Origin of the sequence: Mucilaginibacter sp. R-33, assembly GCF_049949235.1 — a bacterium.
Taxonomy (GTDB): domain Bacteria; phylum Bacteroidota; class Bacteroidia; order Sphingobacteriales; family Sphingobacteriaceae; genus Mucilaginibacter.
Genome location: NZ_CP188089.1, coordinates 2430556 through 2444620, shown reverse-complemented (window position 1 = coordinate 2444620; position 14065 = coordinate 2430556). Strand labels below are relative to the sequence as shown.

At 40.3% G+C, this 14065-nt stretch carries 11 protein-coding genes; 9 read left to right on the top strand and 2 right to left on the bottom strand.

The window, feature by feature from the left end; genetic code table 11:
- The first annotated feature begins 383 nt into the window (after positions 1–383).
- The 5 genes from mtaB (at position 384) to ACP26M_RS10280 (ending at position 4876) form a co-directional block, all read left to right on the top strand.
- Complete coding sequence (mtaB, locus tag ACP26M_RS10300) at positions 384–1703, top strand: tRNA (N(6)-L-threonylcarbamoyladenosine(37)-C(2))-methylthiotransferase MtaB (RefSeq protein ID WP_426588556.1); 1320 nt, start codon at positions 384–386, stop codon at positions 1701–1703.
- 28 nt (positions 1704–1731) lie between these two features.
- The gene (locus ACP26M_RS10295; RefSeq protein WP_426588554.1) at positions 1732–2901 is read left to right on the top strand and encodes a prolipoprotein diacylglyceryl transferase; all 1170 of its coding nucleotides are present in this window, start codon (positions 1732–1734) and stop codon (positions 2899–2901) included.
- Positions 2894–3382, top strand: a complete 489-nt coding sequence (locus ACP26M_RS10290) for a GtrA family protein (protein WP_426588552.1) — start codon at positions 2894–2896, stop codon at positions 3380–3382. The genes ACP26M_RS10295 and ACP26M_RS10290 overlap by 8 nt, the downstream gene beginning before the upstream one ends.
- Positions 3348–4139, top strand: a complete 792-nt coding sequence (locus tag ACP26M_RS10285; protein ID WP_426588550.1) for an inositol monophosphatase family protein — start codon at positions 3348–3350, stop codon at positions 4137–4139. The genes ACP26M_RS10290 and ACP26M_RS10285 overlap by 35 nt, the downstream gene beginning before the upstream one ends.
- A gap of 113 nt (positions 4140–4252) precedes the next feature.
- The gene (locus tag ACP26M_RS10280; RefSeq protein ID WP_426588548.1) at positions 4253–4876 is read left to right on the top strand and encodes a hypothetical protein; all 624 of its coding nucleotides are present in this window, start codon (positions 4253–4255) and stop codon (positions 4874–4876) included.
- Positions 4877–5024: 148 nt separating this feature from the next.
- Here the strand turns inward: ACP26M_RS10280 and ACP26M_RS10275 are convergent, their stop codons facing one another.
- Together ACP26M_RS10275 and purB are read right to left on the bottom strand one after the other, a co-directional pair.
- On the bottom strand, positions 5025–5576 hold the full coding sequence (locus ACP26M_RS10275; protein ID WP_426588546.1) for a NifU family protein: 552 nt from the start codon (positions 5574–5576) through the stop codon (positions 5025–5027).
- A 216-nt stretch (positions 5577–5792) separates the two neighbouring features.
- Positions 5793–7136 (bottom strand): adenylosuccinate lyase, encoded by a 1344-nt coding sequence (purB, locus tag ACP26M_RS10270; RefSeq protein ID WP_426588544.1) that lies wholly within the window; start codon positions 7134–7136, stop codon positions 5793–5795.
- A gap of 211 nt (positions 7137–7347) precedes the next feature.
- Between purB and ACP26M_RS10265 the strand changes: the two genes are divergently transcribed.
- From ACP26M_RS10265 to ACP26M_RS10250, 4 genes are all read left to right on the top strand, one after another.
- Positions 7348–7959 carry a TetR/AcrR family transcriptional regulator gene (locus ACP26M_RS10265; protein ID WP_426588542.1) on the top strand — a complete coding sequence of 204 codons (612 nt, stop codon included), beginning with the start codon at positions 7348–7350 and terminating at the stop codon, positions 7957–7959.
- A gap of 83 nt (positions 7960–8042) precedes the next feature.
- Positions 8043–9392 (top strand): TolC family protein, encoded by a 1350-nt coding sequence (locus ACP26M_RS10260; RefSeq protein ID WP_426588540.1) that lies wholly within the window; start codon positions 8043–8045, stop codon positions 9390–9392.
- A gap of 33 nt (positions 9393–9425) precedes the next feature.
- Entirely contained in the window at positions 9426–10529 is a 1104-nt protein-coding gene (locus ACP26M_RS10255) for an efflux RND transporter periplasmic adaptor subunit (RefSeq protein ID WP_426588538.1), read from the top strand.
- A gap of 25 nt (positions 10530–10554) precedes the next feature.
- Positions 10555–13977 carry an efflux RND transporter permease subunit gene (locus tag ACP26M_RS10250; protein WP_426588536.1) on the top strand — a complete coding sequence of 1141 codons (3423 nt, stop codon included), beginning with the start codon at positions 10555–10557 and terminating at the stop codon, positions 13975–13977.
- Positions 13978–14065 lie beyond the last annotated feature (88 nt).

Genomic DNA, 14065 nt, shown 5'->3' with positions numbered 1-14065 from the left:
TGGCACTGTTTTGTCAGCGGGTATTGTCAAGACGCCCTGCAGGTTCAAAAAAACTCAAAAAACATCAAAAAAAGCCGAAAATATATGTACGCCCTTAACTGTTGATTTTGTACTCCTTAAAGTTTTAGTAGTTGATAATCAAATATTTATTGGTGTTTCAGGTAGAATATTAAAGCTTTGATTATCAATATGTTTCATAAAAATCATGTTTTGTGTTTCACTCTCAAAAAATGGAACATTTTAAAAAAGCGGCAAAAGCAAAACCAATTTTATTTTGGGAATGGCGATTTTGGGACACCCATAATTTTACAATTACTTTTTACCTTGAAGTGAAATTGCTGAAATAGGCATTTCTTTAAAAAACATTATCTTTGCCGATTGAAATGAACAAGAAAGTCGCTTTTTACACTTTAGGCTGCAAGCTGAATTACTCAGAGACCTCATCAATTGGTCGGCTGTTTAACCAGGCCGGTTATGATACGGTAAATTTTACCGAAACCCCGGATGTTTTTGTGATCAATACCTGCTCGGTAACTGACAATGCCGATAAAAAGTGTAAGAAGATTGTTAAAGAGGCGCTTAAAATTTCACCTAATGCCTACGTAACCATAGTAGGATGCTACGCGCAGCTAAAACCACAGGAAATTGCTGAAATCCCCGGCGTTGACATGGTGCTTGGCGCTGCCGAAAAATTCCAGATAGTTGATCATATTACCGACCTAACTAAAAGGCCAAAAGCGCTGGTGCTTAATCAGCCGGTGTCTGAAGCTAATGAGTTTGTTCCCGCATATTCTTTTGGCGACCGTACCCGTACTTTCCTGAAAGTGCAGGATGGCTGCGATTATTCCTGTACGTTTTGTACCATTCCGCTGGCCCGCGGCGCCAGCAGGAGCGATACTATTGAAAACGTTGTTGCGCAGGCAAAGCAAATTGCTGAGTCGGGCGTAAAAGAAATTGTGCTTACCGGTGTAAACCTTGGTGATTTCGGGATCCGGAACGGTAAACGCGAAGACAAGTTTTTTGATTTGGTTAAGGCCCTTGATGAGGTAGAAGGTATCGACCGTTTCAGGATCTCATCTATAGAACCTAACCTGCTTACCGACGAGATCATCGCTTTTGTAGCTGCTTCAAAACGTTTCGTACCGCATTTTCATATCCCGCTGCAATCAGGTTCGGATAAGATCCTGGGGCTGATGCGCCGCCGTTACAAACGCGATTTGTATGTTAACCGTGTTGCCAGGATAAAAGAGCTGATGCCCGATTGCTGCATTGGCGTGGATGTTATTGTTGGTTTCCCCGGCGAAACAAGGGAGGATTTTATCGATACCTATAACTTCCTCAACGAACTTAATATATCGTACCTGCACGTATTTACTTATTCGGAAAGGGAAAATACTTTGGCCGCTCAGATGACGGGCGCGGTACCCGGCTCTGCACGCGGGGAACGGAGTAAAATGCTGCATATCCTGTCGGATAAAAAGCGCCGTGCTTTTTATGAAAGCCAGCTTGGTAAAAATGAGGAAGTTTTATTTGAGGGCGATATTAAAGATGGCTTTATGCATGGCTTTACCCGTAATTATGTAAAGGTACGAACCAAGTATGATCCTGTACTGGTTAACGAGTTAAAAACGGTGCATCTAACAAATATTTCACCTGATGGTGATGTTGAAATAACAGAAGGCGAAGAAATATTAGTGCATTAAATTCTATATTCGCCTTAAAATATAACCTATGTTTCCAACGCTTACATCGTTACTGAAATACCTTTTTGGTTTTAATCTTCCTTTGCCTATACAAACCTTTGGCTTTTTTGTGGCGATAGCTTTTGTTGGCGCTTACTGGGCATTTGGCCAGGAGTTTAAACGCAAAGAAGCGTTGGGCGTAATCCATACTTTTAAAAAACGGGTTACTATAGGTTTGCCCGCTTCAAATACCGAATTGATAGGTAATGGTGTATTTGGCTTTGTTTTAGGCTATAAAATTGTTGATTGTATTCTCAATTATCAGGCTCTTATAGATAACCCGCAGGAGTTTTTGTTATCCCTGCGAGGCAACTGGATAGGTGGGATCCTTGGGGCTGCAGCATTTGCGTACTGGGCGTGGCAAGAGGCTCAAAAACAAAAGTTAGACAAACCGGTAACCAAAGATGTTGATGTGCACCCAAACGAATTGATGGGGAGTATATTATTATGGGCTGCGGTGTTTGGCTTTGCTGGTGCTAAACTGTTTAATGCACTGGAAAACTGGGGCGACTTTATGAAAGACCCCGTTGGCATGCTGATAGGCTTTAGTGGTTTAACCTTTTACGGTGGTTTGATATGCGGTGGCGCGGCGGTTTTATATATAGCCAATAAGCACGGCATTAAACCCTTAGATATGCTTGATATTGGCGGCCCGGGTATGATGCTGGCTTACGCTTTAGGCCGTATAGGCTGCCAGATGAGCGGCGATGGTGATTGGGGTATAGTTAACCTGGCACCAAAGCCACATTGGTTAAGCTGGGCGCCCGATTGGATGTGGAGTTTTAAATTTCCGCATAACGTGAACGATGAAGGTGTACAGATGGTTAATTGTGTGGGCAAGTTTTGCCATGAGTTGCCATATCCGGTTTATCCAACCTCATTTTATGAGAGTGTAATTTGTTTATTACTGTTCTTTGTATTATGGAAAATAAGGCACATTTTTAAAGCTCCGGGTGTTTTGTTTGGTGTATATATGATATTAGCGGGCGTTGAGCGTTTTTTTATCGAACTCATCAGGGTTAATACCAAATATGTTGTTGCCGGTGTTTCATTTACTCAGGCCGAGATGATCTCTGTGATCATGGTTTTAGGTGGCATTGCACTTATCGTAACAGGATTAAACAAAGAAAAGAAAGCACCGGGCACAACAAATGGCTGATAGCAAATCAAAAGGCAGATTGATCAATAACCAAGTATTCAGATTTGTACTTTCGGCCGGGGCTGGTTTTTTGGTAGATGTTTCCGCATTTTACCTTTTTTATCATAACCTGCTTATTCAACATACTTATCAGGTTTTCGGACTTACGGTTCGCAACTATACCGTTTCGCTGGCTCTATCATTTTTTATGGGCGTTGTAGTTAATTTTTTGATTACACGCTATATGGTATTCAATGAATCGAAATCGGCGCCCCGCAAACAGTTTTCGCGTTTTGTAACAGTGGCTATCATCGGCTTTTTCGCCAACTTATCTGTTGTGAAAATATTGATCCAGGCTTGCAGTTTTAACCCTACGGTAGCGCGGATCTCGGCGGCGCTAAGCCTGTTCTTCGCAAGTTTTTTTATCCATAAGGCTTTTTCATTTAGTCTTTCATTAAAACATAACCATGCAAACAGCGAACATCCTAAACCAGGTAATTGAAGTTTCAAAACAGGCAGGTGATTTCATCAGGCAGGAGCGTAAAGCGTTTGATCCTGATAAAATAGAATATAAAGGACTCAACGATATGGTATCATATGTTGATAAAACCGCCGAAGAAACCATTGTAAAAGGCCTGAGCAAAATTTTGCCTGAGGCCGGTTTCATTACCGAAGAAAAAACAACTACTAAAATAGGCGAACGGTACAACTGGATCATCGACCCGCTTGATGGTACTACCAATTTTATTCATGGCGTACCTGCATTTTCCGTAAGTATCGCTTTAAAGGAATATGATGAGCTGATAGCAGGTGTGATATATGAAATAAACCTTGATGAATGTTTCTATGCCTGGAAAGATTCGCCTTCATACCTGAACGGTAAAGAGATCAGTGTAAGTAAAAACAACACAATAGGCACCAGCTTATTGGCAACCGGGTTCCCATATTACGATTTTACCAAGCAGACCGCCTATATCGAATTGTTTACGGAACTGATGCGCAGCAGCCATGGCTTACGCCGTTTAGGTTCAGCCGCTGTTGATCTGGCCTATACAGCTTGCGGTCGTTTTGATGCTTTTTATGAGTACAACCTCAACGCCTGGGATGTTGCCGCCGGTATTGTAATTGTAAAACAAGCAGGAGGTGAAGTAGTGAACTTTAAGGGTGGCTTTGAGGTATTGGATACCCGGGAGTTACTGGCGACTAACGGGAAAATAACAGAGGAGATGTTGCAGGTGATAGGGAAGTATTTCAAATAGGCATCTAATCACGTTTCGGCATTCGTCGATGCGTCCAGCATTCCTTTATCACTTGTAATATAAATCTAAACTTGTTTTTTACATGGAAATAACAAGATCAAGTCACGATTGTTATGGAAGACAACAACGATTTTAAAGCGTTTCAAACCGAGGTCAGGTGGTTTGTGAAACCAGATTCGAATGTTCAGTTACAAAAAGGAGATGTAAGACTAAGTGTTGAATTTGAAGACACATTTCCCAAACTTACTTCATTAATAAAAAAGGCCAGAGTTACATTTGTTGATATTGAGGATGTAAGATATTTATTGTTGGCGTGGAATACCAAAGAAAACCTGATTTGTGGCTGGCTAAATGAAATAGAAGACCCTGAAACTTATTTTGTTGAAATGATTTCTGAGCATGAGTTACTTATAAGAATTATTGGTGGTATCAGGGAAGCTTTTAATCAGCCGGCGAATTCGTTTACCAACAATCAGAATTTCATGTTTTTGGGTACAGAATCGTCAAGAGGAATAGGAGACTATGACGACTATTACGAAACGATGTGTGATGATGAGAATTGTACCCCAATTAACTTTTCTGATTTTGTGGCATTTGCTGAAGAGGCAAATGGCTCTTTAAGCATGTATAATCCCCACAACGGCAATGTCTTTTTATTTTCACATGACCATGATTTTGATTGCGTGGAATTTATGGAGAGGCAACCGCAATACACATTCCATACCTTAAGGGGATAGACACATTTGTGGATTATGTTGAAGAGTTAGCAGCTCAATGGTTAAACATAATCAAATAGAATCCAAACAATTTGAAAATAAAAAGCCTCTCATTTTCATGAAAGGCTTTCGTGTAAGTAACAGGGCTCGAAACCCCCAATCAATAATATTATAACGCTTCAGAAACCACTTCAGTAACTTCAGGAACCATACGTTTAAGCAGGTTTTCGATACCGGCTTTAAGGGTTACGGTTGATGACGGGCAGCCGCTGCATGAACCGCGAAGCTCAACAGTTACAACACCCTCGTTAAATGAGCGGTAAGAAATAGCGCCGCCATCCTGCTCAACAGCCGGGCGAACGTAATCATGCAGGATCTGCTGAATTTTCACTTCGGTTTCAGTGCCTTCAAAGTTTCCGGCTTCAGCTTCTTCCTCTAACTGGATCTTTAACTCTGATTCGACGGCGCCTTTAACAAACTCTTTCATTATCGGCTCAACATCCGCCCAGTCGCTGCCTTCAGTTTTGGTAATGGTAACAAAATTGCTGGCAAAGAAAACACCATTTACAAACGAAAACTTGTACAGTTCCTTTGCAAAAGGTGAATGTTCGGCACTTTCCTTAGTAGGGTAGTCAACACTGCCATTAATAAGCAGTTTATTAACTATGAATTTCATAGTTGCCGGGTTCGGCGTTAATTCGGTATATACGTTGATGTTCATCGTCTCGTGTTTTTATTCAATCTAATTAACAAATTTAACTACCTTTTTTATTAAAAGCTACCCTAAACTTTGTTATGACATTTCTTTGATGTGACTTCCGATGTGCAGATGAGTAAATTTCAAATGTGCAGATTTCAGATGTGCAAATTGATGTATAATTAAAGCATCAAAAAATCATAATATAATTTGCACATCTGCACATTTGAAATCTGCAGATTAAATACCAGTATAGTTCAACGGCGTTATCTTTTTGATCTCATCTTTAATAACATCACTTATATCTAACGTATCAACAAACTCGGCTATTGTGCTGGCGTTGATCTGCTGATTGGTGCGGGTAAGATCTTTCAGGGCTTCATATGGATTAGGGTAGCCCTCACGCCTTAATATGGTTTGGATGGCTTCAGCAACAACCGGCCAGTTAGCTTCCAGATCGGCATTAATGGCATCGGTATTCAATAACAGCTTGTTTAATCCCCTTACGGTTGATTTAATGGCGATCAATGTATGTGCAAAAGGTACACCGATGTTCCTTAATACGGTCGAGTCGGTAAGGTCGCGCTGTAACCTTGAAATTGGCAATTTGGCCGCAAGGTGCTCAAACAAAGCATTAGCGATGCCCAAGTTACCTTCCGAATTTTCAAAATCGATAGGGTTAACCTTATGCGGCATGGCCGATGAGCCAACTTCGCCCGCTTTGATCTTTTGTTTAAAGTAGTTCATGGATATGTAGGTCCACATATCACGGTCGAGATCAATCAGGATATTGTTAACGCGTTTCAATGCATCGCACTGAGCAGCAAAGTTATCATAGTGCTCAATCTGCGTGGTAAACTGTGAACGCTTTAATGCCAATATATTGTTCACGAAATTATTGCCGAATGCTTTCCAGTCGATGGCCGGGTAAGCAATATTATGCGCATTAAAGTTACCGGTAGCGCCGCCAAATTTGGCCGAATTTGGAATAGGTTTTAGCAGCTCAAGCTGGTTTTCCAAACGCTCAACAAAAACCAGGATCTCTTTGCCTAAACGGGTTGGCGAAGCCGGCTGGCCATGGGTATGCGCCAATAAGGGAACATTTTCCCACTCGGCAGCAAATGCTTTCAGGATATTAACCAGGTCATTAATGGCAGGATAGTAGCTGTTATTTAATGCCAGTTTAAAGGTATACGGGATAGCTGTGTTATTGATATCCTGAGAAGTAAGGCCAAAGTGAATAAACTCTTTGTAAGGTTCCAAACCTAATTTATCAAACTCTTTTTTAATGAAATATTCAACGGCTTTAACATCGTGATTTGTGGTTTTTTCAATCACTTTGATACTCTCAGCGTCATCTTCCGAAAAATTCCTGTAAATGTCGCGTAACTTTTCCGATAGATTTTTATCAAATGATTGTAACTGAGGTAGTGGGTATTCGGCCAGTGCTATGAAATATTCTATCTCAACAAATACACGGTACTTGATAAGGGCAAATTCTGAAAAGTATCCGGCAAGATCGGCGGTGGTGTTTCTATAACGGCCATCAATAGGCGAGATCGCTGAAAGTGAAGTAAGCGTCATATAATAAAAAGAGAGTGGGTAATAATTTTTTGCAAAGGTAATCATTTTTGAGGTGCCACCGGCAGATTAAAAGCTTCACAATTAAACCACAGGATAATAAGCATTTATTAAATGGATTTTAAAAATAAACAAGTGTTTGTAATGGAAAAGTAAAAATGAATGGAAACTTTTTATTCAAAAAATGTTTCCTTAGTTTTGACCCGGAAAGTCAATGAGTCAAACAGAAAGAATTATAAAAGGTGCCGAGGAGCTGTTTTTAACTGCGGGAATTAAAAGTATCACCATGGATGATATTGCCAGGCATCTTGGTATGTCAAAAAAAACGATCTATCAATTTTTTAAGGACAAGAACGAGTTAGTTGTCGCGCTTACAAAAAAGAAACTAAAGGAAGACGAAGATCAGATGAATGACATCATCAACAGATCAAACAATGTAATTGAGGAGATGATCAACATGACTAAATGCTCGGAGGAAATATTTTCAAGGATCAACCCTATTGTAATCCACGACCTGCAAAAGTATCATTCTGAAGCCTGGGACGATTTTCAACAGTTCAAGGCCGGGGTGTTGATCCAAAAAATGGAAGAGCTTTTAATTAAAGGAATGGGACAGGGTTACATTCGTAAGGATATTGACGTAAAGATAATGGCACGCATGCGGGTTAACCAGGTAGAGTTGGGCTTTAATACTTCAATATTCCCTGTAGCAGAGTTTAGTCCCTGGAAAGTGCAAGTTCAGTTTTTAGATCATTTTAATTATGGCATTTGTACACTTGAGGGCTACAAGCTGCTTAATGAGTATAAGAATATTAATAATGAATAACATGCTGACACAGGGTTGTCACTAACTGCATCAAATTTGTATCAGCTTAAATGAAATCAAATCACTCAACCACAATATATATAATGAAATATTTATTTTACACGGCAACTGTGTTTTGTGCCATAGCCTTTAAAAGCTATGCGCAGGAAGCAGCGCCTAACACACAAACGTATAATTTTACGGTTCAGGACTGTGTTAATTATGCTTATGAGCATCAGAATACAGTTGTAAACTCGGCCCTCGATATCAAAAGTGCTGAATATAAGGTAAAGGAAACTACCGGGATCGGCTTGCCGCAAATCAGTGGTTCCGCTTCATTCCAGGATTATCTGAAAATACCAACCACTTTATTACCGGGCGAGTTTTTTGGTGCCCCGGGCACCTTCGTTCCGGTTAAGTTTGGTGTAAAATACCAATCTAACTTAGGTCTTAGTTTAAACCAGATCCTTTTTAACGGGAGTTATCTTGTTGGTTTAAAGGCTTCAAGGACGTATCGTGAGCTTTCACAGCGCAATTATACCCGCTCAAAGATTGAAGCCAATGTTGCGGTTACTAAAGCATATTACCAGGTTTTAGTAAGTGACGAACAAATAAAGTTGTACGACGCCAATATTGCCCAGTTGAAACAGCAGGTTGACCAAACTGTAGCCCAAAATAAGCAGGGTTTTGTTGAAAAGATTGATGTAGACCGCATTACGGTACAGTATAATAACCTGATAACCAACCGCGAAAATGTAATCCGCTCACTGGCACTGAACTATCAGATGCTGAAGTTTCAGATGGGGATGCCTGTTGATCAAAACCTTGTGTTGAAAGATAAACTAAGTGATGTTAGTCTTGATAACAATGTTGCAGAGTTAGCGGTAGATACAGGATTTTACCATAACCGCATAGAATACTCTTTACAGGAGACTCAGAAAAAGCTGAACGAGCTTGATCTGCAAAACAAAAAGTCAACTTATTTGCCAACATTAAGCGCTAATGGCAGCTATGCGGCGTCGTACCAGGATAATAATTTCAGCAAACTTTATAGCCAGGTTTTTCCTTCAAGTTATATCGGTTTAACGCTTAACGTTCCGATTTTCAGTGGCGGGCAAAGGCTTAACCAGGTAAGGCAGGCAAAAATTGAAGTGCAAAAGTCAACAAACGACCTGGTTAACCTTAAAAATACCATAAACCTTGATGCTAAGGTGGCAACCGTATCGTATATTAATGGTTTACAATCGCTTAATAATCAAAAACGTAACCAGCAGCTTGCACAAGAGGTATTGCGTGTTTCAAAAATAAAATATCAGCAAGGCGTAGGCTCAAGCATCGAAGTTACGCAGGCCCAAACCAGCCTTGAAGATGCTGATAATAAATATATACAGGGCCTTTATGATGCCCTGGTTAGCAAAGTTGACCTTGACAAAGCTTACGGACGAATTAAATAACAACAACACTAAACTCACTATATAACAATGAAAATGAAAAAATTCATATACATACCTTTCCTGGTTTTACTGGCTGCATGCTCAGGTAAACCCAAAGATAAAAAGGCCGAACTGGCTGATCTGCAAAAGCAACAATCGGATCTCAATGCAAAGATTGTGAAGCTGCAGGCTGAAATGGGTACTACCGATTCGGCTAAAACCACGGATGTTAGTGTTACTGAAGTGAAGAATAGCAGCTTTACCAACTATGTACAGATCCAGGGTAAAATAGATGCGCAGGATAATGTTACGGCTTATCCGCAGGCACAAGCAATTATTACAGCTATTTATGTAAAGCCCGGCCAGCATGTAAGTAAAGGGCAGGTGTTAGCACAATTGGATAATAGTGTTATGCAACAAAATATAGCACAAGCTGAAGCACAGGTTAGCTTGAGTCAACAGTTGTTTGATCGTCAAAAGAACCTTTGGGATCAGAAAATTGGCACCGAAGTGCAATATCTGCAAGCTCAAACCGCATTACAAAGTAATCGGAAAGCTTTGGCTTCCTTAAAAAGACAATCGGGCTTATACCGCATTATATCGCCAATTTCTGGTACGGTAGATCAAATGGATCTGAAACTGGGGCAGGCTGCCACACCCGGCCAAACGGGGATCCGTATTGTAAATGCCGATGTGTTAAAAGTTAAGGCCGATGTTCCTGAATCATACGCAAGCAGTGTAAACACAGGTAACAATGTTAAAATATTGATTCCGGATGCTAAGGATTCATTGGTTACCAAGGTAACTTTTGCCGCCAAAGCTATTGATCCAACATCACGTAGTTTTGGTGTGGAAGTCAGATTACCGCAGCGCAGCACACTTCGTCCTAATATGACCGCTATTTTAAAAATTGCTGATTATTCAAAAACAAATACCATAGCAGTGCCGGTTAAAGCTATACAGAAATCAGAGAACGGCGACCATGTTTTTGTAAATCAGAATGGTATTGCAAAACAGGTAAATGTAAAATCGGGTGTTACTTATGGTGGCCAAACAGAGATATTATCAGGCTTAAAAGCCGGCGACCAGCTGGTTGTTGAAGGTGCAACTGAAATAGAGGATGGCGATAAGATCAAAGTTGTTCAGTCGGCCAATTAGTTATTAACCAATTGATCTGTTCATTATGAAAGATGTAAAAAAAGAATTTGGCCCTTCAAGCTGGGCCATTGATAACAAAACAGCCATTTATGTGCTCATGTTCCTGATCACTGCACTTGGCCTGATAAGTTATAATCGCCTGCCTAAGGAAAACTTTCCGGATATAGCGCAATCAAAGGTGTTTGTCACAACACAGTTTCTGGGGCAATCACCGCAGAACATTGAAAATTTGGTAACCCGGCAAATCGAAAAACGCCTGAAATCATTAAAAGGTTTAAAAAAGGTAACATCTAATTCAATTCAAAACGCTTCGGTAATTACTGCGGAGTTCAATGCTGATATTGATATAAAAGATGCGAAAACAGATGTTAAGGAAGCTGTTGATAAAGCGAAGCAGGATCTTCCGCAGGGGGATCCAAATCTTAAGGAATCGACTATTTCAGATATTAATGTGGCTGATATCCCTATCCTTTATATAAATATATCGGGTAATTACGACCTCAAAAAGCTTAAAGAATATGCAGACGCGTTAAAAGATGAAATAGAAGGATTTAAAGAAATCTCTAAAGTAGACGAGGTGGGCGCATTGACTCCAGAAATTCAAATAAATGTCGATATCAATAAAATGGCCGCGGCGCAGCTTACCTTTAATGATATTACTACAGCTGTAGGAAACGAAAATATATTAGCCTCTACGGGCACAGTGAAAACAGATGGAGTACGACGTACCATTGATATCAAGCAGGATTTTAAAAATGCTGATGAAGTAAAAGCAATGGTAATCAGGAACCCTAAAGGACAGCCAATATATCTTAGGGATATTGCGGAAGTGAAGGATTCATTTCTTGAGCAGGAAAGCTACGCTCGTTTGAAAACTAATGCCAACCCTAATTTTAAAAATGTAATTACTCTTAATGTAAGTAAAAGGGCGGGTGAAAACTTGATAGAAGCCTCAGACAAAATCAACGACCTGATCAAACTTAAGCAGAAGACAGTATTTCCCAAAGGATTAGATATTACAGTAACCGGGGATCAATCTGACAAAACCCGCACAACGTTAAACGACTTAATCAACACGATTGTTATTGGTTTTTTGCTGGTTACCGTTATCCTGATGTTTTTCATGGGCACAACCAATGCTATTTTCGTTGCGCTCTCGGTTCCATTGTCATGCTTCATAGCCTTTTTGGTGATGCCTGCTATTGGCTTTACGCTCAATATGATCGTGTTGTTCTCGTTTTTGTTAGCGCTGGGTATTGTGGTAGATGATGCTATTGTGGTGATAGAAAATACACACCGTATTTTTGCTAACGGAAAGGTTCCGATTAAGGAGGCCGCAAAAATGGCTGCAGGCGAGGTTTTCTTGCCAGTGTTTTCAGGGACCATGACCACTTTGGCTCCATTTATACCATTGGCATTCTGGAATAGTTTGATTGGCCATTTCATGTTTTTCCTGCCTATAACACTGATCATTACTTTGTTGGCCTCGTTGGTGGTAGCCTATATCTTTAACCCTGTATTTGCGGTTGATTTTATGAAACCTCATCATGATGGTGAGCATGATAACCCTAAGTTTGACAGGCCTACAAAAAGGGCTATGATATTTTTGGCCATCGCTGCGGTAATCGGTTACTTGATCAATATTGGTTTTGGCAACCTGATGGTGCTGATCATGGTATTATATCTGATCAATCATTTCTTCCTGCTGCGGATTATTGACAGATTTCAGAAAAACGCCTGGCCCAAATTTCAAAATTGGTATGCCAAATGGCTTGAACGCGCTGTTCGCAGACCTGTAACCGTTTTGGTAGGAACCATTGGCTTATTTGGTTTTGCTATTTTCCTGATGGCAGTACGAGGAAAGACTCCGGAGTTTTTTCCTTCCGGCGACCCTAACTTTGCATACGTCTATATTACGTTGCCTATCGGTACTGATCAAGCTTATACTAACGAAGTAACCAGGCAGTTAGAAAAAAAGGTTGCAACAGTTGTTGAGCCTGATAAGGATATTGTGTCGTCAGTTATTTCAAATGTTACAAAGGGAGTAAATGATCCCACAGATGAAGACCAAAGTGACTACCAGAATAAAGGCAAAATAACAGTTGCTTTTGTTGAGTTTGGTAAGCGAAACGGAAAAGATACTAAAGCAATACTCAAACGTATACGTGAAGCTGTACAAGGTGTTCCTGGCGCTAAAATATCAGTAACCCAAGAAAATAGTGGCCCGCCTGTACAAAAGGATATAAGTATTGAAATTGTTGGTGATAATTTAGATACTTTGGTAGCGACAGGCACGCGATTGAAAAATTACTTAGCAAAACAGAATATTGCTGGTATCGAAAATCTTATTGCCGATGTGCAAAGTGATAAGCCTGAAATAGTATTTGATGTTGACCGTGAGCGTGCTAACAGGGAAGGAATATCGTCCGGGCAGATTACTGATAATTTGGCAACCGCTATTTTTGGAAAAAAAGCAGCTGACTTTAGAAATACTAAAGAGGATGATTATCAAATAAAAGTAAGAGCGCTCGAAGATCAGCGAGGCAGTATTGATGAAATCAAAAACTTAAAAATAACCTATCGCGATATGGCAATGAATGGAACAATACGCCAGGTGCCAATATCAGCTTTTACTGATGTACGTTATACAACTACGTACAGCAATATCAAGCGTAAACAGCAACGCAGGGTTTTAACACTTGGTTCAAATGTTATTAAGCCTAACAACCCTAATGAAGTTAACGCCAATATTTTAAAAGCTCTTAATAACTTCAAAAAGCCAGATAACGTTATCATACGCCAGGGTGGTGGCCAGGAAGACCAAATGGAAGCCATGAATTTCCTGCTTTCCGCCCTTGGTGTATCATTTGGGCTTATTCTTGTTATTTTAATGATCCAGTTTAACTCAATTGGTAAAACGCTTATTATTATCAGCGAGATCCTCTTTAGTATTATTGGTGTATTGCTGGGGGTTAGCGTATTTGGCATGACCATGTCTATCGTAATGACAGGTATCGGTATCATTGCGCTGGCAGGTGTGGTTGTTCGTAACGGGATCTTATTGGTTGAGTTTACCGATATGCTGTTGGAGCAGGGGGTAAGCATCCACGATGCGGTGGTTGAAGCCGGCCATACCCGTATGACGCCTGTATTGTTAACTGCAACTGCAGCTATTTTGGGTTTGATACCTTTGGCCGTTGGTTTTAATATTGATTTCGTGGGCTTGTTTACCCATTTTGCACCGCATATCCATTTTGGTGGTGATAACGTTGCATTCTGGGGCCCGCTGGCCTGGACAATGATCTTTGGTTTAGGTTTTGCCACTATTATTACATTGATCCTTGTACCGTGTTTATACCTCATCCGCTATAATCTTAAAGCAAGGCTGTTCGGTAAAAAATCGGTTGAAACTAAACATGTGGAGGTATTGGAAACAGAAGCAGTTTAAAATAAAGAGCCATTAGTAACACAAACAGCCGCTGTCGAAAGATTGCGGCTGTTTTATTTTATGACAGTTTTTAAATAAAACATAATAA